General features: G+C 65.3%; 27 protein-coding genes. 12 read left to right on the top strand and 15 right to left on the bottom strand.

Features of this window, described 5'->3' with window-relative positions; all coding sequences use genetic code 11:
• Positions 1–134: 134 nt before the first annotated feature.
• The gene (locus I1E95_RS09245; protein ID WP_231594524.1) at positions 135–1,313 is read right to left on the bottom strand and encodes a hypothetical protein; all 1,179 of its coding nucleotides are present in this window, start codon (positions 1,311–1,313) and stop codon (positions 135–137) included.
• A 336-nt stretch (positions 1,314–1,649) separates the two neighbouring features.
• Here I1E95_RS09245 and I1E95_RS09240 point away from each other — a divergent pair, with 336 nt between their 5' ends.
• Positions 1,650–1,901, top strand: a complete 252-nt coding sequence (locus tag I1E95_RS09240) for a hypothetical protein (RefSeq protein ID WP_197167324.1) — start codon at positions 1,650–1,652, stop codon at positions 1,899–1,901.
• A gap of 17 nt (positions 1,902–1,918) precedes the next feature.
• Here the strand turns inward: I1E95_RS09240 and dcd are convergent, their stop codons facing one another.
• The 4 genes from dcd to I1E95_RS09220 all read right to left on the bottom strand — a co-directional run bounded on the left by dcd (position 1,919) and on the right by I1E95_RS09220 (position 3,452).
• Positions 1,919–2,443, bottom strand: coding sequence for a dCTP deaminase (gene dcd, locus I1E95_RS09235; protein ID WP_197161585.1), 525 nt, complete (start codon positions 2,441–2,443; stop codon positions 1,919–1,921).
• Positions 2,444–2,504: 61 nt separating this feature from the next.
• Entirely contained in the window at positions 2,505–2,837 is a 333-nt protein-coding gene (locus I1E95_RS09230; protein WP_197161583.1) for a hypothetical protein, read from the bottom strand.
• Positions 2,837–3,124: a DUF86 domain-containing protein gene (locus I1E95_RS09225; RefSeq protein ID WP_231594523.1), complete on the bottom strand. Its 288-nt coding sequence runs from the start codon at positions 3,122–3,124 to the stop codon at positions 2,837–2,839. The genes I1E95_RS09230 and I1E95_RS09225 overlap by 1 nt, the downstream gene beginning before the upstream one ends.
• Before the next feature lie 61 nt (positions 3,125–3,185).
• Entirely contained in the window at positions 3,186–3,452 is a 267-nt protein-coding gene (locus tag I1E95_RS09220; protein ID WP_197161579.1) for a nucleotidyltransferase family protein, read from the bottom strand.
• 40 nt (positions 3,453–3,492) lie between these two features.
• Here I1E95_RS09220 and I1E95_RS09215 point away from each other — a divergent pair, with 40 nt between their 5' ends.
• On the top strand, positions 3,493–3,720 hold the full coding sequence (locus I1E95_RS09215; RefSeq protein WP_197161576.1) for a hypothetical protein: 228 nt from the start codon (positions 3,493–3,495) through the stop codon (positions 3,718–3,720).
• A gap of 151 nt (positions 3,721–3,871) precedes the next feature.
• Here the strand turns inward: I1E95_RS09215 and I1E95_RS09210 are convergent, their stop codons facing one another.
• Positions 3,872–4,084: a type II toxin-antitoxin system HicB family antitoxin gene (locus I1E95_RS09210; RefSeq protein WP_231594522.1), complete on the bottom strand. Its 213-nt coding sequence runs from the start codon at positions 4,082–4,084 to the stop codon at positions 3,872–3,874.
• Between the two features lie 200 nt (positions 4,085–4,284).
• On the opposite strand from I1E95_RS09210, the gene I1E95_RS09205 reads away from it, so the two are divergent.
• On the top strand, positions 4,285–4,494 hold the full coding sequence (locus I1E95_RS09205; RefSeq protein ID WP_197161571.1) for a hypothetical protein: 210 nt from the start codon (positions 4,285–4,287) through the stop codon (positions 4,492–4,494).
• Positions 4,495–4,508: 14 nt separating this feature from the next.
• Here the strand turns inward: I1E95_RS09205 and I1E95_RS09200 are convergent, their stop codons facing one another.
• Positions 4,509–4,793, bottom strand: coding sequence for a HigA family addiction module antitoxin (locus I1E95_RS09200; protein WP_197167322.1), 285 nt, complete (start codon positions 4,791–4,793; stop codon positions 4,509–4,511).
• Between the two features lie 4 nt (positions 4,794–4,797).
• Positions 4,798–4,995 carry a type II toxin-antitoxin system RelE/ParE family toxin gene (locus I1E95_RS09195; protein ID WP_304623240.1) on the bottom strand — a complete coding sequence of 66 codons (198 nt, stop codon included), beginning with the start codon at positions 4,993–4,995 and terminating at the stop codon, positions 4,798–4,800.
• A gap of 225 nt (positions 4,996–5,220) precedes the next feature.
• Here I1E95_RS09195 and I1E95_RS09190 point away from each other — a divergent pair, with 225 nt between their 5' ends.
• From I1E95_RS09190 to I1E95_RS09165, 7 genes are all read left to right on the top strand, one after another.
• Positions 5,221–5,907 carry an HNH endonuclease gene (locus tag I1E95_RS09190; RefSeq protein ID WP_231594521.1) on the top strand — a complete coding sequence of 229 codons (687 nt, stop codon included), beginning with the start codon at positions 5,221–5,223 and terminating at the stop codon, positions 5,905–5,907.
• Between the two features lie 125 nt (positions 5,908–6,032).
• Positions 6,033–7,289: an IS256 family transposase gene (locus I1E95_RS09185; protein WP_197161565.1), complete on the top strand. Its 1,257-nt coding sequence runs from the start codon at positions 6,033–6,035 to the stop codon at positions 7,287–7,289.
• A gap of 716 nt (positions 7,290–8,005) precedes the next feature.
• Entirely contained in the window at positions 8,006–8,527 is a 522-nt protein-coding gene (locus tag I1E95_RS16890; RefSeq protein ID WP_231594974.1) for a transposase, read from the top strand.
• A complete protein-coding gene (locus I1E95_RS16885; RefSeq protein WP_231594973.1) occupies positions 8,430–9,041 on the top strand; it encodes an IS5 family transposase in 612 nt (203 codons plus the stop codon). Before I1E95_RS16890 ends, I1E95_RS16885 begins: the two co-directional genes overlap by 98 nt.
• A gap of 874 nt (positions 9,042–9,915) precedes the next feature.
• Entirely contained in the window at positions 9,916–13,104 is a 3,189-nt protein-coding gene (locus I1E95_RS09175; RefSeq protein WP_197161563.1) for a DUF3427 domain-containing protein, read from the top strand.
• 54 nt (positions 13,105–13,158) lie between these two features.
• Positions 13,159–13,389, top strand: coding sequence for a DUF433 domain-containing protein (locus tag I1E95_RS09170; RefSeq protein WP_197161560.1), 231 nt, complete (start codon positions 13,159–13,161; stop codon positions 13,387–13,389).
• Positions 13,386–13,739, top strand: coding sequence for a DUF5615 family PIN-like protein (locus I1E95_RS09165; protein WP_197161557.1), 354 nt, complete (start codon positions 13,386–13,388; stop codon positions 13,737–13,739). Before I1E95_RS09170 ends, I1E95_RS09165 begins: the two co-directional genes overlap by 4 nt.
• Before the next feature lie 313 nt (positions 13,740–14,052).
• On the opposite strand, the gene I1E95_RS09160 is transcribed toward I1E95_RS09165, so the two are convergent.
• The 5 genes from I1E95_RS09160 to I1E95_RS09140 all read right to left on the bottom strand — a co-directional run bounded on the left by I1E95_RS09160 (position 14,053) and on the right by I1E95_RS09140 (position 18,011).
• Positions 14,053–15,816, bottom strand: a complete 1,764-nt coding sequence (locus I1E95_RS09160; protein WP_197167319.1) for a YdiU family protein — start codon at positions 15,814–15,816, stop codon at positions 14,053–14,055.
• Between the two features lie 11 nt (positions 15,817–15,827).
• On the bottom strand, positions 15,828–16,940 hold the full coding sequence (locus I1E95_RS09155; RefSeq protein ID WP_197161555.1) for an AAA family ATPase: 1,113 nt from the start codon (positions 16,938–16,940) through the stop codon (positions 15,828–15,830).
• Between the two features lie 40 nt (positions 16,941–16,980).
• Positions 16,981–17,178, bottom strand: coding sequence for a DUF3955 domain-containing protein (locus I1E95_RS09150; RefSeq protein ID WP_197161553.1), 198 nt, complete (start codon positions 17,176–17,178; stop codon positions 16,981–16,983).
• Positions 17,179–17,516: 338 nt separating this feature from the next.
• Complete coding sequence (locus I1E95_RS09145) at positions 17,517–17,663, bottom strand: hypothetical protein (protein WP_231594520.1); 147 nt, start codon at positions 17,661–17,663, stop codon at positions 17,517–17,519.
• A gap of 33 nt (positions 17,664–17,696) precedes the next feature.
• Positions 17,697–18,011: a hypothetical protein gene (locus I1E95_RS09140; protein ID WP_197161549.1), complete on the bottom strand. Its 315-nt coding sequence runs from the start codon at positions 18,009–18,011 to the stop codon at positions 17,697–17,699.
• A 136-nt stretch (positions 18,012–18,147) separates the two neighbouring features.
• Between I1E95_RS09140 and I1E95_RS09135 the strand changes: the two genes are divergently transcribed.
• Complete coding sequence (locus I1E95_RS09135; protein WP_197161548.1) at positions 18,148–19,680, top strand: amidase; 1,533 nt, start codon at positions 18,148–18,150, stop codon at positions 19,678–19,680.
• On the opposite strand, the gene I1E95_RS09130 is transcribed toward I1E95_RS09135, so the two are convergent.
• Both I1E95_RS09130 and I1E95_RS09125 read right to left on the bottom strand, forming a co-directional pair.
• Positions 19,662–20,753 carry an acetylserotonin O-methyltransferase gene (locus I1E95_RS09130; protein WP_231594519.1) on the bottom strand — a complete coding sequence of 364 codons (1,092 nt, stop codon included), beginning with the start codon at positions 20,751–20,753 and terminating at the stop codon, positions 19,662–19,664. The two genes, I1E95_RS09135 and I1E95_RS09130, sit on opposite strands and share 19 nt — an antisense overlap.
• A 64-nt stretch (positions 20,754–20,817) precedes the next feature.
• Positions 20,818–21,165 carry a PAS domain-containing protein gene (locus I1E95_RS09125; RefSeq protein ID WP_197161544.1) on the bottom strand — a complete coding sequence of 116 codons (348 nt, stop codon included), beginning with the start codon at positions 21,163–21,165 and terminating at the stop codon, positions 20,818–20,820.
• Positions 21,166–21,372: 207 nt separating this feature from the next.
• Between I1E95_RS09125 and I1E95_RS16880 the strand changes: the two genes are divergently transcribed.
• Positions 21,373–21,597, top strand: a complete 225-nt coding sequence (locus I1E95_RS16880) for a hypothetical protein (protein ID WP_231594518.1) — start codon at positions 21,373–21,375, stop codon at positions 21,595–21,597.
• The last annotated feature ends 7 nt before the right edge of the window (positions 21,598–21,604 follow it).

Below are 21,604 nucleotides of genomic sequence, written 5' to 3'. Positions count from 1 at the left end.
CCGTGGCTGTTGCCGATCGCGCCCACCGAGGGGCGCGATCGGCAACAGCCGCGATCAGGGGCCGGCAGCTCCATCCTCAACAACAGTCCCGTATCGAGATGACGACGACGATCGAGCCTCGCGGCCCCTGATCCTTAACCCGCAGTAAGCTCAATCAAGGTGCTCAGCTCAGCACCCCGAGCGGACAACTTTCCTGATAGGTCCCGGGCTGTGAATACGCTGGTGGATCCCGAAAGACGCCCGAGGAGCCCTCCAACCAACAAGATGATGCACAGAAACATCAGCAGGAACACTGGCCAGGCAGGAATCAGGTTGGCGAGCCATTCAACGAGATGGGACACCAAAGATGACCATTCAAGCTTTGGCTTCTGGGCGTCCGGCCATACCGCTGCAAGAAGGCCCAGGCGACGCAGGGAAGACTGGAACACGGAACTCTGCACCAGCCCTGCAACAGGGTTTCCGGCCTCTCCGTTAAGAATTGATTCCACAATTCCCGCATAGAGCGCTGCCGCGCCCACCATTGCGCCTCCAAGAAGGGTGGTCAGCCAGCAGACAAGTCGCAGCCGGACTGATGTCCCCTTGAATTGCTGAAAGATGCTGACTGCAGCCAGAAACAGAACCGAGATGAACGATCTACCAAAGAGACACCCAGACACTGAAAGCAGCAGGAAAGCCAAGGGCCTGCCCCTGGAAGCACGGGCCTCGGGCTGCCAGATGAATGCAGCATAGCTGTATATACAGACAACATATCCCAGTAGACCAGGCTGGTCGAAGTGAAACATTGGCCTGTAATGAAGCCATAAAGGTGATGCGCCAACACTGAATACGCTCAGTATCGACGTCAGCAGCGAGAACCTCATCGTCCGCAAAGATAAATACATCAACCAAACAGTAAGAACGTAAATTAGATTCATCAACTGCTTCGTCGCCAGAAGATAGAGCTGCGTAGACTCCCTGAACAAATCAAGAAACAAATTGCCCGCCACGGGAAATAAAACCGAATATCGATTGAAGTAGTCATAGTTAAATGTGATGGCTCCGTCACCAGCAATCTCCCCAAGCTTGCAGCTATAGCCAACGAATCCTGATGCCAGGCGTGAATGATCAACGATGGAGAGGGTGTGCAATGTGACCCAGTTGAAATGGGAACCCCGTTCCAGGGAGAAAAGTGCGGGCTCCAACATGATGACGGCCACGCAGGCAACCATCGCCACAGCAAAAGAAACCAGCTTTTCCCGCTGGCGCGGAAAGCCTTGCTCAGATTTCGGGAGTGGGGCTCCCTCAGAGCCAGCACTGGCCAGCCGATGGATCATCAACGTCAATACAGACGAAACCAGCCAAGAGTACGCTCGGGCTACCTGAATGAGGGGCAGCAATCAATGCGTTGATGTAATCCGGCGTTGATCGATGCCCCAGCCATGCTCCGCCGCCGGGAGCCCGCCCGCCCGGCACCCGAGCCGCTCCCACAGGTTGAGTCGAAGGGTCCCGGCGTTGATCGGGGCGGAGCGGGCGTCATTCCCATCCAGACGCTGGTGGGTCTGAACCAGAAACGAGTGCCGGTGGCCTGGGGCGCTGCCTGGCCTGGAAGAGGCTTTGGCGGCAGAAGACTCCTAAGATTGACCTGAAAGGATGTCCCTCCAGTGCAGACACTGCCCCTCTGTTTCTTTTCCGGGCTTCTGGCCCTTCCGCTGCTGATTCCCGGCCCGGCCGTGGCTCAGAAGCGGATTCCCAAACTCCCGGGATATGACCAGTGTCCGCTGGGGTATGTGAATGACCTGAAGCAGCATTGCAATTCACCCATCTACTACGAGGTGAAGCCCACCTACGGAAAGCCCTGTGACTCGGGATGGATGAACATCGGGGCGGGCTACTGCAAGAAGAAAACCCTGGGGATTTTCTGACCGCAACAGCGGGACGCTCAGAAAGAGTCTTCCGTCTGGCCAGCGAAGCGGCCGGCGTAGCACTCGCTGCCCTGCAGCTTCTGGAACACAAACTGGCAGATGGCGGTGCCGGGATGCACGGCCAGGGGAGCGGGGCCGAAGTTGCTCATCTCCAGCACCTGCTGACTGTCGATCCCCGGCCCCATGAAGGGGGCGCTGATGTGCACCATCAGGCCCAGCCGCGCGAAACGGCTGCGACCCTCCAGCCAGCCGCACAGACCGGGGCCCAGACGCAGCCGCTCCTGAGTGATGCCGAGCACGGTTTCGCCGGGCATGATCAGGATGTGCTGGCCCTCGGGCACCTCGATCTTCTCGGTGAGCTGCCGGTAGTCGGTGTGCTCGCGCACCTCGATCACGGCGTGCACTTTGCGGAACACCCGGAAGGTGGGGGCGAGGGTGAGGTCGAGCGAGGCGGGACCCAGCCGAGAGGGATCGAACGGGGTGACCGTGATCGAGCCCTGCTGGATCGCCTGCAGGATCGCCTCTCTCCCCAGAACAGTCATGTCTTTCCCTGCGGGTCGGCGAGGTTGGATTGTCTCAGGCGGTGTCGTCTCCAGGCCGAAGTCAGCCTGCGCCAGACCATCGCGGAGGCCAGCCATGGCTCACCAGGGCACGGCCGTGTGGTGAGCCCGCAGTCTTGCCGCGATCGGCGGGTTGGGCCGCCCAAAACCAGACCTGGCCCGGTCGCCCGGCAGCCGCCACCATCACTCCATGGCCTCCAGCCCCTCGGCTGCCTTCCTTCGCCTTCGCACGTTCATCGCCGAGCGGATGCACGCGGTGGGCAAGGCGCTCAGCGGCAACGGCATCACCCGCACTGGCAACGGTGCGACCTCCCTGATCGGCGGCGACGCGTTGAGCGATGGCGAGCGCGAGGCGCTGCTGGAGCTCTGCCGCCATCAGCGCTCAGCCTCAGCCACTTCGTCCAACTGGTCAGCCAGGGCTGGAATGCTCTCGGAAACGATCTGCCAGATGGTCTCCTCTTCCAGGCCGAAGTAGGCATGCGCCAGAACATCGCGGAGGCCAGCAATGCGTCGCCAGGGCACTTGGGGGTGCCGCTCACGGAACGCCGGCGGGATCTGCTTCGCCGCTTCACCCAGCACCTCCAGGTTGCGCAGGACTGCGTCAACCAACATCTCGTCAGCAAGAAATTGCTGCCTGGTGAGCCCCTGGCTGTATCGGAGCACCTTGGAGCAGCACAGTTGCATGTCCTGGAGGAACAGCGACCAATTGCGGGCACTCCCCCTTTCAGGCAAGCGGAATGGCCTCCTGCTCGATCCGCTGCCGTAGTTCAGGGCGAAGACCGCGGCGCGTCACCAGGTCCACCCGAGCGCTGAGCAGGTCTTCCAGGGCCAGCTTGAGGTCCATGTACTGCTCAAAACTGGGGCTGGAGGGGAAATCCACCAGCAGGTCCACGTCGCTCTGCAGCCCTGCCGCCCCGTGGATCACGGAGCCGAAGACGCGAAGATCCCGGCCACCGTGGGCGGCTGTGAGGGCGAGCAGCTCGGGGGCCATCTGCCTTAGCCGCTCAAGAGTGGGTGGCTCTGTGGGATCCATGGATTCCATTCTGCTGCCCGCCACTGGCCCCGGCGCAGGACGTGGCCCGGCGGATCCTGGGAAGCGCATGGTGGGCAAGGTGCTCACCGGCAACGGCATCACCGCCTGTGGCGATGGCCACTACAGCCTGATCAGCGGGTACGAGCTGAGCGACAGCGAGCGCGACGAGCTGCTGCAGCTGTGCCGTCAGGGCCTCGTCACCGATTCGGTGCTCAGCGGTGGCTGAGGAACTCCTCCAGGGTCATGCCAATGTCCTTGGCGATCTGACGAAGCAGCGGAAGAGAACTATCCCGTCCCTTGTGGACGGGAACTGTGGTGCAGCGTCCTCAGAATGTCCGCCACCTCAGAGGACTTGAGAACGGGGGATGAGCCCTCGTTCAGGCCGGCACCACGATCTGCTGCAGGCCCACGAAGTCGCTGTCCAGGGCCGGCTCGCCGTCGTCCAGGAGCATGGCGATCACCTCCTGGAGGTTGGCCTGCAGCTCATCGAGGGTCTCCCCCTGGCTGTGGGCGCCGGGAAAGCCCGGGACGTAGCCCACAAGCAGGCCGGTGTCCGCGCAGCGCTCGATCACAGCGGAGAAGGTACGCACAGCCTCTGCTGCCTGCAGGTGATTCATCGTAGGCGACCCGCCAGGTCTGTCCGAGGGGGTGACGGAGGGCATGGCATCAAGGCTGGGCTATTCCCCCACCAGTGCCACCCCCGTCTCACCCCGGCCAGGATGCCCCCATGCCCCCGTCCCCCTCCGCCGCCTACGAGCGCCTGCGCGAGACCATCGCCAAGTAGATGCGCTTGAGCCCCATCGACCAACCGCTGATGCTCATGGAACTGCTGGGCCACCGCAGCCTGGCCCCAGCGCAGGACGTGGCCCGGCGGATCCTGGGAAGCGGATGGTGGGCCGGGTTCACCTTCAACGGCATCACCCGCTGCGAGAAGGGCACCGTCGCCGTGGTGGGCGGCGAGCAGCTGAGCGCCGCAGAGGGCGGCATCTGCTGGCACTGAACCGTCAGGCCTGCTCACGCCATTGGTTGGATGGGCACGATTGCCGGCAGCACGCTTGCCAAGGCCTGCTTGGCCTGCTTCAGATCATGGCTCCCTTGCATCCTCAGCCAGAAGCCCTCGCTCAGGCCGAAGAAACGGCACAGGCGCAGATCGGTGTCGGCAGTGATCGCCCGCCGCCCTTTGACGATTGCGTTGATGCGGCTCTCCGGTACGCCGATCGCCAGCGCCAACCGGTACTGGCTGATCCCCATGGGCCGCAGAAACTCCTCCAGCAGCACCTCGCCCGGGGGCACGAGCATCACGTCAGTGGTCGTCAACGATCTCGACCTCCTCTGGCCCTGCTTCCGTCCAGACAAAGCAGAGCCGGAACTGGTCGTTGATGCGGATGCTGTGCTGGCCATGGCGGTTCCCCCTGAGTGGCTCCAGGCGATTGCCTGGTGGAACTTGTAAATCGTTGAGGCAGGCGGCCGCATCAAGGATGGCGAGCTTCCGGAAAGCCACGCGAGCGAAGCTTCCAAAGCGGCGCCCAGGCTTGCCTTCAAAGAGTGCCTGGGTGTCGCGGCAACGAAACGACCTGATCACACCGTTACCTTACCCCCGCCGGACGTAGGCACGCCAGGCAGTAGTGCCGGGCGAAGGCGGTCACGCGCTGACATGGCGGCCTGGATTGCCTGTGTTCCTCCTCTTACAAGTGCCACCCCCGTCTCACCCAGCCAGGATGCCCCCATGCCCCCGCCCCCCTCAGCTGCCTTCCTTCGCTTGCGCGCATTCATCGCCGAGCGGATGCGCATGAGCCACATCTACCAACCGCTCATGCTCATGGAGCTGCTGGGGAGGAGCAGCCCGGCCCCGGCGCAGGACGTGGCCCGGCGGATCCTGGGCGAAGACGTGACCCAGATCGAGTACTACACCGAACGGGTGAAGCGCATGGTGGGCCGGGTGCTCACCGGCAACGGCATCACCGCCTATGGCAACGGCGCCTACAGCCTGATCGGCGGCGAAGAGTTGAGCGACGGCGAGCGCGACGAGCTGCTGGAGCTCTGCCGCCAGCGCCTCGATGCCTTCCGCGAGCAGCGCGGCGAAGAGGTGTTTGCCCACCGCAGCCGCCACCGCAGCCCGATCAGCGGCTCGGTGAAATACAGGGTGCTCACACGCGCCCGGGGCCGCTGCGAGTGCTGCGGTGCGCACGAGCACCAGCGGGCCATCGAGGTGGACCACATCATCCCGAAGAACCAGGGCGGCTCAGACGACATCACCAACCTGCAGGCCCTCTGCTTCCGCTGCAACGCCGGAAAGCGCGACACCGACTGCACCGACTTCCGCGGCTTGCAGGCCCGCTACGGCCACCCCGTAGCGGGCTGTGTGTTCTGCGCGCTGGAGGGCAGCGGAGCGGCGTCCCAGCAAGTGGTGTAACTCAGGAGGATCAGCCCCGGCGTAGCCGGGGCTGACGGCTCACCTCCCTCAGATTTCAGCTGTGGCAATGGGTGGGCCGGTCTGTGACCCTGTTCGGAGAACTACCACCAAACCGAACACAGACCATGACCCTCACCCATAGTGGCGCCTCCGAGCTGAGCCAGCTCATGGAGGGCACCACCGCTGGCGCCCTGATCCCAGAGATCGTGCGCCGGGGTTTCCAGGACCTGCTGGAAGCCGAGGTTTCTGCCCTCACGGGCGCTCAACTCCATGAGCGCTGCCCCGATCAGCGCTCCACCCATCGCAACGGCTACCGGGAGCGGCTGCTCACCACCCAGGTGGGCGACCTCAGCCTGGCCATTCCCAGGTTGCGGCAGGGCAGCTTCTTTCCCAGCTGGCTGGAGCCACGCCGCCGGGTGGACAAGGCGCTCTACGCCGTGGTGATGGAGGCCTACACCGGCGGGATCTCCACCCGCAAGGTCGACGCCCTGGTGGAGGCGCTGGGCGGGGCCAGCGGCATCTCCAAATCGGAGGTGAGCCGCATCTGCCAGGGGCTCGATGAGCAGGTGAAAGCCTTTCTGGGCCGGCCGCTTGACCATGCCCGCTTTCCCTACGTCTACCTCGACGCCACCTACCTCCACGGCCGCCTGGGCCGAAATATGCAGGTGGTGTCGCGGGCGGTGGTGGTGGCGATCGGCATCAATGCCCTCGGCTACCGCGAAGTTCTCGGCATTGCCGTGGGCGACAGCGAGGCGGAGGGCTTCTGGCGTCAGTTCCTGGGCTCACTCAAGGAGCGTGGCCTCGACGGCACCCGCCTGGTGATCTCGGATGCCCACCTGGGCCTGACGGCAGCGATCAAGCGGATGTTCCAGGGCAGTAGCTGGCAGAGGTGCCGGGTGCACTTCCTGCGCAACCTGCTGAGCCATGTGCCCAAGGCCGGCCAGGACATGGTGGCCGCTGCCATGAAAGCGGTGTTCGTGATCCAGGCTCCAGATCAGGTGCGCGCCCACTGGCAGCGGGTCACCGAGATGCTGCGCAAGCAGTTCCCCGGCGCCGTGCCCGTGATGGAAGCCGCCCGGGACGACGTGCTGGCCTTCCTGCACTTCCCCCAGGAGCACTGGCGCAAGGTCTGGAGCACCAACCCGCTCGAGCGCCTCAACAAGGAGATCAAACGCCGCACCAACGTGGTCGGCATCTTCCCCAATGATCCAGCGATCGTGCGCCTGGTGGGCAGCCAGCTGCTGGAGCAGCAGGAGGAATGGCAGCTGGAGCGTCGCCGCTTCTTCTCTGAGGCCACCATGGCCAAGATCCCAGAGCCAGAAGAGCCCTTGGAGCTCACCGATGCAGATCCGAACGCCCAGCCGGCTGCAACCATCAGCTGAAGCGCACCAGCTTCTACCTCGATCTACACAGAACACATCGATCGCTGAGTTGCCAATTCAGCGATCAGGGTTCATAATGGATCAATGGAGCTGCGCAATCAGCTTCCAAGCAGTCATCCCCTGACTGCTCCTGTTCACCCTCCGGAGAGGGTCACAGGACCTCCTGAGTTACACCACTCGGAGGGGCGCTACCCTTCTGAAGGATCGCCAGGCAGGACTGACGGTGACGGACGAGGGCATGCGTGTTCGGCGACGATTAGGTAGGCGGGCGCCTACGTAGTTGACACCGGGCAGCATGCGTGAACTCATCGCTTCTCGTCAATCCTGGAGATCGGCCATAGGTCGGCTGTTCATTTCCTGGGCCCAGGCCATGCGCAGTGCAGCAGTTCTGTTCAGTCTGCCCCCTGCGCGATCAACCCCTGGTGCAGCTGGCAGGTCAGCAGCGGGATGCAGTTGGGACCCGCATGGTGGCGAAACCAATGGCAGGCGATGCACACCTTGCGCCTCCGGCTGACCTTCAGCACGTCGTGGTCTAGGTAAATCCACTCTTCACCAGGGTCCTCACGGGCAGTCTGGGGCCTGGAGCGAGAAGCGGGAGGCATCTGCTGCCGGATAGTACACAACTACTGGCTTAAGGGCACCTCGAAAAATCAACAAGCCAATGCAATATGGCCTAATCTGAGCTAGAATTGGATTCACGACATTCTAATTCTGCAGTGGGTCAGAGAGGGTTCTGGGACGAACAGCAAAGAGTCGCAAAGCTCAAGGAGAAGAAGCCGGTTCTTCAGCGACTTTCTGAATCGATCCCTTGGGATTCATTCCGGCCACTGCTTGACAAGGGCTATGTCCAGGAGCGAAAGACCAATGCAGGGCGTAAGAGGATTGATCCGCTGATCCTCTTCAAGATTCTCGTTCTCCAGCAGCTTTTCAACCTCAGCGATGAAGAGCTTGAATTTCAGGTGAATGACAGGCGCTCCTTTGAGGAGTTTGTCGGGCTTGGTGTGATGAACAGCATTCCTGATGCCACCACAGTCGCCTTCTTCAGAGAGCGACTGCGCAAGGCGGAAGTTATCGAGGAGTTCTTTGAGATGTTTGAGGCATACCTCCGCTCCCAGGGCGCTCCAAGCCCGCGGTGGCCAGATCATCGATGCAACTCTTGTTCCGGTTCCCAAGCAACGCAATACCCGCGAGGAGAACAAAGAAGTCAAAGCCGGGAGGCTGCCGGAGCGCTGGGATGAAAACCCAGATCGCTTGCAGCAGAAGGATCTAGATGCTCGCTGGACAAAAAAGAACGTCATCAGTTACTACGGTTACAAGAACAGCATCTGTATCGATGTCGACCATGGATTCATCCTCCGATATACTGTCACTCCTGCCAACATTCACGACAGTCAGATGCTTCCACGCTTGCTGGATCCAGAAAACGAACATGACCATGTTTGGGCAGACTCAGCGTATTCAGGTGAATGCTTTGAGGATCTTCTGAGTCTCGGTGGCTTTGAAAGTCTGATCCATGAAAAAGGCGCTCGCAATCATCCGCTCAGCGACGCAGCCAAGGAACTGAATCGTGTCAAGTCGTCAATCAGAGCTTGTGTGGAGCATGTCTTTGGCTACATGACTATGTCCATGGGTGGAAAACTGACAAGAAAGATTGGGCTAGAAAGGAATGATGCTTGGTGGGGCCTCAAGAACCTGACCTTCAACTTCCTTCGTTATCTCCAGCGCTCTTCCCATATAGCAACTGTCGCATGAATCTCCCAGAGAATCTCCCATAGCTCAGGAGATCGTCAATAGTCGATATAAGATTCTCCTGTTCTGCCGCCTCTTCGGCGGCTTTTTCGTGTCCTCAGAGACCTTGCAAATAGCTGATTATTCGAGGTGCTCTTAAGCCCCCTGGAGGGGCGGCCAGGGGGCTCTCTGGGGGGCAGGAGTGTCTGCCAGACCACAGTGTGTTGGGGGGGGGGCGTCACAACCGTCACAGCTTGGAAATCCTGGTGCTGCAGTGTGTCTGACGGTTGTGACGCTGTGACGCTCTTGGCGGAAGGACTTTGTTCGGCGGGTTCCACCAGCTTTCAGGAACTCGATCTCCAAGCTGGTTGCTTCGGCAGCAGGGTTCGAGCAGGCTCCCGTGCGTGCCGCCACCGCAGTCGCGGGTAGGCCGCTCGGGCCGCCGTGTCCTGACCTACCCAGCACGGCGGCGGCGAGGGGGCTTTGAAACCACGCGAGCGCAAGGGTGCGGGATTGGGCTTCAGTCTTTTGAAATCCGTTGGGTGGCGCGGGGCTAAGTGAGCGTCCCGCACTCGCGTTAGCCCTTGCGCCGCGTGACACCCACAACCCCCGCCGCCGGGTGGTGAGGTTTGTAGCGGGATATCAAGGATCGTCACAAATTTGGCTAACGCTGATTGGACGGATCTGCCTAAACTCCCCCTCACTATCCCTCCTTCCGCATAAGACGAATAAAGGAGCTTGGCTGCACTGAGCAGATCCCTCGCTGGAGCAAGCATCCGGCCTCGGTCGTCAATGCTGGCTGGCACGTTATCCGGACCCGCATAACATCGCCACATCCCAGTCCGATTCCTGGCTGGCGATCCACGGCAAGTTCTGCAGCACAGGCGCCTGGACACCCATGCCCGACCAGGCCCCATCCCCCGGCCTCTACCAGCAGCTCCTTACCGAGGGCCTGGAGGAGCATCTGCGCGACCTGCAGGCAACCCTGGTCGACACCGACAGCCTCGATCCCCAGGAAGCCCCGCGCCTGTTGGCCCGGCACCTGGCGGGTCTGGCCCGCATTGCCCTGGCGCACCTGAGCGGTGGTGCCACCCCTGAGCACCAACTGGCCCTGGTGAACCAACTGGTGGGCCTGCTCCAGAGCCAAGCACCCCGCGCCATCTCCACGGGCGACCTCCTTCACCCCTCCACCCGGCTGCTTTCGGAGATCCGATCCACGGCGCTCCTGCCCGGCCAGGCCGCCACCATCCGCCCGCTCATCCCCCTGGCCGACAGCACCCTGCTGGTGAACGCCAGCGGCGAACCGTCGGTGGGGCAGGCGCTGATCCACGAGATCCCCTCCGCCCAGCGGATCGACCTGCTCTGCGCCTTCATCAAGCACAGCGGCCTGCGCCTGCTCCAGCCTGCGCTGTCTGAGTTCCTGCAGGGCCAGCCCCGCCGCTCGTTGCGGGTGCTCACCACCGTCTACCTGGGCGCCACCGACCGCCGCGCCCTCGATTGGCTGGTGGCCCACGGCGCCGAGGTGCGCGTCAGCTACGACACCCGCCGCACCAGATTGCACGCCAAAGCCTGGCTGTTCCATCGGCCGGGCCTCTCGGGCGCATCCCCTGCCTCAACCGCCTACATCGGCTCCTCCAACCTCTCCACCGCCGCGATGCACGACGGCCTGGAGTGGAACGTGCGCCTCTCCGCCCACGACAACGAGGGTATCCTCGCCAAGTTCCAGGCCGCCTTTGAGAGCTACTGGGAGGAGGGCGAGTTCGAGCCCTACCGGGCCAGCGAACTGGAGCAGCACCGCTTTGATCGGGCTGTGCGCGAGGAGTCGGCGGGGGACTCGGCGGCGGACGCCACACCGGTCAGCTTCTTCGACATCCGCCCCTACGCCTACCAGCAGGAGATCCTCGACAAGCTGTCGGCCGAGCGCAGCCTCCATGGCCGCTGGCGCAACCTAGTGGTGGCCGCCACCGGCACGGGCAAAACCGTGGTCGCCGCCATCGATTACGCCCGCCAGGGCGGTCCGGGGCGCCCGAGCCTGCTGTTCGTGGCCCACCGGCGCGAAATCCTGCAGCAGAGCCTGGCCACCTTCCGCCAGGTGCTGCGCGATGGCTCCTTCGGCGAGCTGCTGGTGGATGGCCAGCGTCCCAGCCAGTGGCGCCATGTGTTCGCCTCCGTTCAGTCGCTCGCGGGGATCGATCCGGCACACCTGGCGCCGGACACGTTTGCCGTGGTGATCGTCGATGAGTTCCACCACGCCGAAGCCCCCAGCTACCAGCGCTGGCTGGCCCACCTGAGGCCGACCCTGCTGCTGGGCCTCACCGCCACCCCCGAGCGCACCGGCGGCGAGGACATCCTCCATTGGTTCGATGGCCGAGTCGCCGCCGAGCTGCGCCTCTGGAGCGCCTTGGAGCAGGGCCTGTTGTGCCCCTTCCACTACTTCGGCCTCCACGACGGCACGGATCTGTCGCGGATCGAATGGCGCCGCAACGGCTACGCCAGCGAGGCCCTGTCCAACCTCTACACCGCCGACGACGCCCGCCTGCGCCTGATCCTGCGCGAACTGGCAGACAAAGTCACCAACCTGGCGGCGATGCGGGCCCTGGGCTTCTGCGTCAGCGTGGAGCACGCCCATTGGATGGCCCGCAAGTTCGTGGCCGCCGGCCTGCGCGCCGCCGCCCTGGATGCCTCCAGCCCCCGCGAGCAGCGCGCCGAGCAGATCCGCCGCCTGCGCTCCGGCGAGCTGCAGATCCTGTTCGCGGTGGATCTGTTCAACGAAGGCCTCGACATCCCCGAGATCGACACGGTGCTGTTCCTGCGGCCCACCGAGAGCGCGATTGTGTTCCTGCAGCAGCTCGGCCGCGGTCTGCGCCTCTGCCGGGGCAAGAGCTGCCTCACGGTGCTGGATTTCATCGGCCAGGCCCACCGGAACTTCCGCTTCGACCTGCGCTACCGCGCCCTGCTCGGCGGCACCCGCGACCAGCTGGAACAGCAGATCAAGGACGGGTTTCCCTTCCTGCCAGCCGGCTGCAGCCTGCAGCTCGATCGGGTGTCGAGCGAGCGGGTGCTGGCGAACCTGCGCGAGTCGCTGCCCAGCCGGCGGCCCCAGCTGCTGGCGGAATGCCGCCGCGTTGGCCGCTGCTCGCTGGCGGGGGTGCTGGAGGGGCTGGGAATGGAGGTGGGGGAGTTTTACAAGGTGGCGGGGTCGTGGGCGTTGTTGCAGCGGGAGCTGGGGTGGTTGGCGGCGGGGGAGCTTTCGGGCCAGCCCATCACCGAGCCCACAGACGATGAGAAGCGCCTGGGCCGGGGCATCGCTGGCGGCCTGCTCCACCTGGATGACCCCGGTCGGCTGCGCCTCTACGCCGAAGCGCTGCAACGTCCCGCACCCCCCGATCTCGCCGGATTCGATGCCGCCAGCGAGCGCCTCTGGCGCATGCTGATGGCCCAGCTCTGGGGCAGCGGCCGGCATCACGTGCCCCTCGCCGAGGCCTTGGTGCGGCTCTGGGCCGCCCCGGCCCTCCGCCCCGAGCTGGTGGAGCTGTTCGAGCTCCTGCTGGAGCGCACCGACCACCTGGTGGCACCGCTCGTCTGGCCAGTCCTGGGCGTCGATGCGTCAGCCCCGCCCGTGCCCCTGCGCCTGCACGGCCGCTACTCCCGCGCCGAGGTGTTCGCCGCCTTCGGCTTGCTGAACGATTCGCGCCCCTTCCCCGGCCGCGAGGGCGTGGTCTTTGATGAGGCCACCCGTTGCGACGTGTTCTTCGTCACCCTCAAGAAGAGTGAGCGGTTGTTCTCCCCCACCACCCGCTACAACGACTACGCCATCTCCCCCCGTGAGTTCCACTGGGAGAGCCAGAGCCTCACCCGCGAATCCTCATCCACGGGGCAGCGTTACATCCACCACCAAGCGCGCGGCAGCCGGGTGCTGCTGTTCGTGCGCGAGGAGAACAAGCGGGGCGGTGTCACTCTGCCGTTTCATTGCCTGGGGTTCGCGGATTACGTGAGCCACGAAGGCGAGCGGCCGATGGCGATTCGCTGGCGGCTGCAGCAGCCGATCCCGGCGGCGTTCTATCCGGAGTTGGCGGTGGCGGTTTGAAAGGGTTGAGGGATTCGTCCTGGCAGAGAGCGATCACGCCATTAGGCTGACCTGATGAACCTTCTGGAACGCATCACCATCGATCCGGCCATTCGCTTCGGCAAGCCGTGCGTTCGGGGAACCCGCCTCACAGTGGGTGATGTGCTGGGATCCCTGGCCAGCGGCCGCAGCGAAGCGGACCTGCTCCAGGACTTCCCCCAGCTCACCCATGAGGATGTGCTGGCCTGTCTGGCCTTTGCCGCAGAGCGGGAACGACGGCTGATGACCACTTGTCCGGCAGCTTGACCCTGCGCCTGCTGCTGGATGAGAACCTCTCCGAGCGGCTGATTCCGTTGCTGGCAGCACGGTTCCCAGAGAGCCAGCACATTCGCCTTCTGGGTCTTGGTGGAGCGAACGATCGGAAACTCTGGGAGCTGGCTCGCCGTGATGGCTACGTGCTCGTCACCAAGGACGAAGATTTCCTGCTTCTAAGCGTCAACCGCGGCTGCCCTCCCAAGGTGGTGTGCCTCGCCATCGGCAATGCCAGCAATGCCGAAACGGCTGCGTTCCTATTGCGTCACGCTGGTGCGATTGAGCGCTTCGCGGTTCACCCAGAGGCTGGATTCCTTCTCCTGGATCGAAGCATTCCGACTTGAGCGGGCAATCGCTGACGTGGGCTTGGTTGCATGGTTGATCACATCTCTATCCCACCAGCTTTGATGCCGCCCGCGAAGGCATGTTTTCCGATGAGGCCACCCGTTGCGACGTGTTCTTCATCACCCTCAAGAAGAGTGAGCGGTTGTTCTCCCCTACCACCCGCACCAACGACGTCGCCATCTCCCCGTTGGAGTTCCACTGGGAGAACCAGAGCCTCACCCGCGAAGCCTCATCCACGGGGCGGTGTCACCCTGCCGTTTCACTGCCTCGGCTTTGCCGATTACGGGAGCCACCAGGGCGAGCGGCATCGGCTCACGACGAACAGCTGTAGTGCGACAGCCCACCGGCGTTGAAGAACTCCCTGGGCTTCAGGCGGTCGTACTGGGCCGCCAGCTCCTCAGACAGCTCGTCGTAGGGATGGCGGAACACCTCCTGAAGTTCCTGGATCAGGGTGGTGTCCCCTTGCGCCGCCTGTTCATAGGCGGGGGCGATCAGCCATTCGCGCCAGGTGATGGCCGGGTTGACGCGTTTCATCGCTGCGGAGGTCTCGCTGAGATCGCCGTTGGCCGTGATCTGATCCCGCCAGCGTTGCAACCACTGAGTCCATTGCGCATCGAGTTCTTCGGAACTCGACACATAGAAGCTCTCTTTCAGAGCTGAGAGATGCTCGGGGAGGTCAGAGAGCCTGCGAAAGAAGATCGTGTAATCCACCTTGGAGCTCACCATCAGCTGCAGCAGCTCGTTCACCAGCGTGGCGTCGTAGGTGAGCAGGCCGAGCTTGCGGGCCCACATGGCCTCCATCTCCTGGTTCATCGCCTCCGCGAAGCCGTCCCGGATCTGATCCAGCCGCGCCAAGGCCTCCGGGTTGCCCTCCAGCAGCAGCCGGATGGCGGCCCAGAACATCTGGTAGTTGGCTTCGGCCGCCACCGGTTGGTTGAAGAAGCAGAAATGCTCGCCGCCGCCGGTCCAGGGCTGGAAGCGGGGATCGAACAGTTCGCAGAAGCCGAAGGGGCCGTAGTCGAGGGTGTAGCCACCGGCGGCGCAGTTGTCGCTGTTGAAATTGCCCTGGCAGTAGCCCACGCGGATCCATTTCGCCACCAGCGCGGTGAGCCGTCCGCGGAACAATTCCGCCAGCTCCACCAGCTGATCGCTGAACTCCAGGCTCGGGTCAATCTCCGGCCGGTAGTTCCGCTCGATCAGGTGCTGAACGATCATCTGCAGCTCGTTGCGCGCCTCCGGATGGGCACCGCTGCGGGCACGACGGGCGAACAGCTCCAGCTGGCCCACCCGCAGAAAGGATGGGGCCACCCGTGTGGTGATCGCGGCCGGGTTGTCCACCAGGATGTCGGGATCAAACGAGCGGGAGTTCGGGGAATACCAGGGCCGGCGGACGGTTTCCGCTCGCGACACGTACAGCGTCAGCGAGCGGGAGGTGGGAACCCCCAGGGCGTGCATGAACTCCTGCGCCAGAAACTCGCGCACGCTGGAGCGGAGCACGGCGCGTCCATCGGCGCCACGGCAGTAGGGCGTGGGGCCGCCGCCTTTCAGTTGCATCTCCCAGCGCCGGCCGTTGAACACGCCTTCGAACACGGAAATGGCCCGGCCATCGCCGTAGCCGTTGCCGGTGCCGAACGGGCACTGCTGGATGTATTCGCTGCCGTAGATCGAGAGGGCATAGCCGGTAGCCCAGCCATATGGCCGCATCGGCCCCTGCGCCGCCGTGATGTCGCCGGAAAACAGACGGCGGAACTGGTCGTCGTGGGCCAGCGCATCGCCCAGGCCCAGGTCATGGAAGAGAGTTCTGCTGTGCGCCACGTAGTCCGGCGCCGGAAGCGGCGTGGGCATCACCGGCACATAGTGACCGGAGAACACCTGGCGGGGCTGGTGATCGTGGCCATCAGCGGTGGCCTGGGGATCCGCCTTCAGGGACTCCAGCAATGAATAGTCGGCCCGTTGGGCAAAGTCCGCGAACGTGGTGATCGGCCCTGTCGTCGGCACTGTGGTCTGCAGTGTGGTCGTCAAAGGTCTCCCGGGTGTTGAGCCGTCTGGGCCTGGCCCTGAGGCTGAGAGCATCATCCTGGCGAGCTTCACCCCGGCCAGCGCCAGGCGCCGCGCTCCAGGGTGGTCTGCCCCTGCACCACCGTCGCCCCCATCTCACGCTGCAGCTGGACGTGGTGGCAGTGGTCCTGAGCGGCCAGCGCGCCGATCAGTTCCGGGGCATGGGCGATCACCCACACCTGAGTCCGTTCCGCCGCTGAACGGATCAGCCGCGCCAGCGGCGCCAGCAGATCGGGGTGGAGGCTGCTCTCCGGTTCGTTGAGCACCAGCAGGGGCGGCAGGCGCGGGCTGAGCAGCGCCACCGTCAGCAGCACGTAGCGCAGCGTGCCGTCCGACAGTTCCGAGGCGTCCAGCGGTCGCAGCAGACCCGGCTGATGGAAGCGCAGCCGGAACAGCCCCGCCTCCGTGGTCACGCTCAGGTGGCAACCGGGGAAGGCATCCGCGATGGCCTGCTGCAACCCGTCGCCGTCGCCGCTCTCCAGGATCGTCTGCACCGCCGCCGGCAGGTCGCCGCCGTCGCCCGCCAGGGCGAAGCAGCGTGTGCCCACCCGCGGTTGCCGCGCCGGCGCGCCGGCATCGGTGCGGAAGCCGTCGTAGAAGCGCCAGCTGAGGATCTGCTCGCGCAGCACATGCACCTCGGGCTGCTCCTGCGGGTCGGCGCCGCTCTGGAACAGGCTCCGGTCGGGATCGTCCTGGCCCCGGGTGCTGCTCAGCACGGCGCGGGGATGAAAGCTGCCACCGGCCCAGATCCATTCGCCCTTCAGGGCCGGATCGAGCGCGAAGGCCGTCTGCCGCTCCTGGGGGTAGCCCAGCTCGATCGCATAGGAGAAGGGATCAGCCGCGAAGCCCAGACGCAGGCGCACCGCCTGCTGGCGAGGGCCGCCCTGCACCCGCCGCTCCCCCTGCCGCATCTCCCGGCTCAGCCTTTCCGGGCCGGCCCACATCACCGCCGGCAGGCCCCCCTCCCGGGCCAGGGCCCCCACCATCTCACCGCGGGCAGCGGCGACGATCAGGTTCAGGGCCCGCTGCAGATTCGACTTGCCGCTGCCGTTGGCCCCCGTCACCAGCGTCAACCGGTCGAGGGGAAGCACCACGTTCTGCAGGGAGCGGTAGCCGCTCAGGGCGAGATGGCGGATCGTCATCGGAAGCGGATGGCAGCCAGGCTGAGGGCTGTCAGAGGCGTCATTGCTTCCGACAGGCCACACTCAATACCGCGCTCAAGCCGGAGACGGCGATCAGGAGGTAGGTGATCGGGACCAGCGCGAATGGCTCATGCAGGATCCCGTTCTCATCAATCCTCTGGCCCTGCAGCCTGTAGGCGCTGCCGGTGGCGATGGCCCCAGCCAGGGCGAGGAGGGCGATCCGCGCGGAGAGGTTCATGAAAACATCATGCCGATCGCGATGCACGCGGGTCTGCTGTTCAAGCTTGCGGTTTGCTGCAGTGCCTGAATCGATGGCAGGGCCTCAGGTCTTTCTGTTCATCCACCTGGCCAGCCCCCACCAGGCAACCCCGGCTGCCGCGATCGCTGGGAAGGCGGCGCCACGGCTGAGATGCTGGCGAAATTCCGCCAGAAAGCCTGGATAGGCGGAGGATCGTTCGTGGATTCACCATCCCTCAGGACCATCAGCGAATCCCGGATCCTCCACAGCATCCAGCAACCCTGTCATGGTCAACCTACCCGGCCCCAAGGGAGCGGTAGCGGTAGGTTAGCGAGGGCTCATTCCCCGTCGCCGAGGAAGATCAGCGACCCGCTGGGCGCCCAGAGCACACGGCCGCTCTGACCGGGGTAGCCCACCCGGCACCAGGTGCCCTGGCTGTTGGAGGTGCACGCGAGCTTGTCGAGCCTCTCGCCCGACACGCCCAAGCCGGCGATCGCGGAGCCGTAGTTCGGCTTGGCCTAGAGGGTCACGGTGGGCTGGCCGTGGCCGCTGAGCTTCACTTTGCTGTGGGCCTGGTGACGCATCGCCGGGGCGCCCTGGCTGCGCACGCGGGACACGGAGATCCGGTTGCCATCGCCGCCCTGTTCGAAGAGCTCGAAGCTGTGGTGGCCGCTCATCAGCCAGAGGCGGCCCTGCTCATCGCGCATCGGCCGCTTGTCGGTGGTGGGAGGACCGGCGGGCACGAAGCGGAAAATCGCACCACGGCTGAAGCTGATCTCGAAGCCCCCCTGGCCCCAGGGTCTGGCCGTGCAGGTCTGCTGGCTGGTGTTCATCCAGCAGTCCACGCTCTGGTCAGCGGCGACCGGGCGCTGGAGAACCAGGGCCCCGGCGAGGCAGCCGGCGCTGAGGGCAGCGACGCCCAGCTAGACAACTGTCAGGCCCCCCAGCCGTCCTGACCATCCGCAAGCCATGAGCCTCGACCTGGCGACCTGCAGCATCGCCGAGCTCCAGGACGCCTTCGAGCAGGGCGCCTGCACCGCCCTGGCGGTGTGCCAGGCCTGCCTCGAGCGCATCACGGCGCTCGATGCCGCGGGGCCCACGCTGCGCGCGGTGATCGAGATCAATCCCGACGCCGAAGCGATCGCCGCCGCCCTGGATCGGGAGCGCCAGGAGCGCGGCCCCCGCGGCCCGCTGCATGGGGTTCCCGTGCTGGTGAAGGACAGCCTCGACACCGCCGACCGGATGATGACCACCGCCGGGTCGCTGGCCCTGGTGGGCAACATCGCGCCGCGGGATGCGGCCGTGGTGGCCCGCCTGCGGCAGGCCGGTGCGGTGCTGCTCGGCAAGACCAACATGAGCGAGTGGGGCTACATGCGCTCCACCCGCGCCTGCAGTGGCTGGAGCAGCCGTGGCGGCCAGGTGCGCAACCCCTACGTGCTCGATCGCAGTCCGCTGGGCTCCAGCTCCGGCTCGGCGGTGGCGGTGGCGGCGGGTTTGTGCACGGCGGCGATCGGTGCGGAGGTGGATGGCTCGATCGTGCGGCCGGCCTCCAGCAACGCCGTGGTGGGGCTCAAACCCACCGTGGGCCTGATCAGCCGCGCCGGGGTGATCGGGGTGGCCGATCCGCAGGACACCGCAGGGCCGATGGCGCGCAGCGTGGCCGAAGTGGCCCTGCTGCTCAACGCGCTGGCCGGCCGCGACCCCGATGACCCCGCCACCGACCCCGCCGATGAGCACCGCCCCCCGGACTACGGCGCCTTCCTCGACCCGGCGGCGTTGCAGGGGGCCCGCCTGGGGGTGGCGCGGGAGTGCTTCGGCCAGCACGAGGGAAGCGATGCGGTGATCGAGCAGGCGATCGCCCAGCTCAAGGATCTGGGTGCCGAGATCATCGATCCGGTGCGCGCCAGCGCGCTGCCCTTCTTCGGCGAGCTGGAGCTGGAACTCTTCCGCTACGGCCTCAAGGCCAACCTCAACAGTTACCTGCAGAGCCATCCGCTGGCACCGGTGCGCTCGCTGGAGGAGCTGATCCGCTTCAACCGCGACCATGCCGCCGCGGTGATGCCGTATTTCCAGCAGGAGTTCCTGGAGCAGGCTCAGACCAAGGGCGACCCAGGCGAGCCGGCCTGCCTTCAGGTGATGGCGGAGCTGCGCCGGCTGAGCCGCACCGATGGCATCGACCGGGCCCTGCGCGAGCACCGGCTCGAGGCGCTGATCGCCCCCACCGAAGGCTCGCCGCCCTTCGTGATCGATCCGCTGGTGGGCGATCACATCCTTCCAGGCGGCTGCTCCACGCCGCCCGCCGTGGCGGGCTACCCCCACATCTCCGTGCCCGCCGGCCAGGTGCAGGGCCTGCCGGTGGGGCTCTCGTTCTTCGCCGGGCCCTGGCAGGAGGGCAAGCTGCTCGGCTACGCCTTTGCCTTCGAGCAGGCCACCCGGCACCGCCGACCGCCCCGGTTCCTGCCCACCCTGGGGGCCGAGCCGCCTCAGCGGGGATCCTTGTAGGCCACCACGGCGCTGGAGGGCCCCTCCAGCGGGATCGTCTCGAAGCGGCTGAAGCCAGCTTCGGAGCACCACAGGCGGAACTCGGCCGCCGTGAAGTCGAAGGCGTCGCCGAACTCGATCAGCATCATCAGCGACATGAACAGCCCGAAGGTGTTGTGGCGGCGGGCGTCGTCGATGAAGGCCTCGATCGCGATCAGCGCCCCCCGCTCCGGCAACGCGTCGTAGGCCTTGCGGATCAGGGTCTGCTTCCGCTCCAGGTTCCAGTCGTGGAGGATCATCCCCATCGTGATCAGCTCCGCCGGCGGCCAGGGGTCCGCGAAGAAATCACCGGACACGGCGTGGATCCGCTCCCCCAGACCGGCCGCGGCGATCCGGCGATCGGCGATCGGCGTGACGGGCGGCAGATCGAAGCTCACGCAGTGGATGGCTGGGTGCACGGCGGCCACCTCACGGCACAGCAGCGCGTCGGCTCCGCCGATGTCGGTGAGCGTGTCGTAGGAGCCGAAGGGGAACGCCCTCGCCAGAGCCTGGAAGTTGCGGATCGAGGAGCCGTTCATGGCGTTCATGAAGGCCTCCAGCCGCTCCGGATCGGCGTTCATCGCCTCGAAGAACGGTGTGCCGGCATGCTTCGCCTCGTTCTGGGGCAGGCCGGTGCGCAGGGCCTCGGTGAGGTCGGCCCAGAAGCGGTAGTCGCGCAGCTCCCAGATCTCCGGCAGCCCACCGATGTAGTCCGGCTGGCCGCGATCCAGAAAACGAGCAGTGGCGTGTGTGTTGCCATAGAGCGACTGGGGCCCGTCTCCCTCACGGGCCAGCATGTCCACCGACACCAGCAGATCGAGAAAGTCGCGGGCTGGCCGGGGCTGCAGTTCGAAGGCGGCAGCGATCGCTTCGCACGTCATCGGCCCGGCCGCCAGCCGCGTGTGCAGTCCGAGCCCAACGGCCGTGAGCAGCGCCTTGGACACGCCATAACCGCTGGCGATGGCCAGGATGGCCGAGGGGTCAGGTTCGCTCACGGGCAGGTTGGGGTAACGGGGGGTGGGCGCCGGATCATGGGCCACTGCAGTGCAGACCACGGCACCGCCGCAAGCCTGCGAATCTGGTCGGCCTTCGAACGGGTGAAGCCGGAGGCCGCAACGATCAGTCGTCGTCCAGCGTGATGGCGATCCCTCCAACCGCGATGGAGCCGTCCGGCAGCGTCAGGGGAAACTTCTGGTCGATCATCAGCTTTCCCCCGGTGGGGAAGTCGAGGCGGATGCGTGTGCGCGCCGGCTTGCCGGTGCGCAGCACCTCCCGATCCGTTTCCCGGATGGCTTCGAACTGCTCGGGAGGAAGGAGATCCCGGTCCGAGCCCCCCAGGAGCTCCGCCTTGGATCGTCCCAGGCAGGCAGCCGTGGCCTCGTTGATGTAGAGGATCCGCCCCTCGGCGTCCACCACGTTGATGTTGACCGGTGCAGCATCCAGCAGCCGCTCGAGAAGGGAATCCATGGGGCGGAAAGCAGCCGGATCATCTGAGCGAAAACTAGTCAGCCCAAAGCGCCCTGGCAGCGCTGGCCACAACGGCCGGATGGCGCGATCTCCATGCCCGGCGGCGGCACCGCGGGGCCTCCTGCGCTCAGGGGTCCCACCGCACCTGCCTGGGGAACTTCAGAGCGTTGTCACCTCTCGTAGCCAGATGCCCAGGCCGTGAACACGATGGGACGATCCACCCCACCCTCCATCGTGAGCATGAGCGGCGCCGCCATCCCCGGGCCCTCGAGCCCAGCCCTCAGGCTCGCCGTGCTCGCCCTGATGGTGGTGTGCTTCGTGGATGTGATGGGCCAGGGGCTGGCCTTCCCGATCTTCGACACGCTGCTGCTCAAGGCCGGCTCGGGTTTCCTGCCGGAGGCCACCTCCCGATCCCAGGCGCAGGTCCTCTAAAGGCATC

The organism is Synechococcus sp. CBW1107, assembly GCF_015841355.1.
GTDB lineage: Bacteria > Cyanobacteriota > Cyanobacteriia > PCC-6307 > Cyanobiaceae > Regnicoccus_A.
The sequence above is the reverse complement of the archived record's forward strand: the minus strand, read 5'-3'. Positions and strand labels throughout refer to the sequence as shown.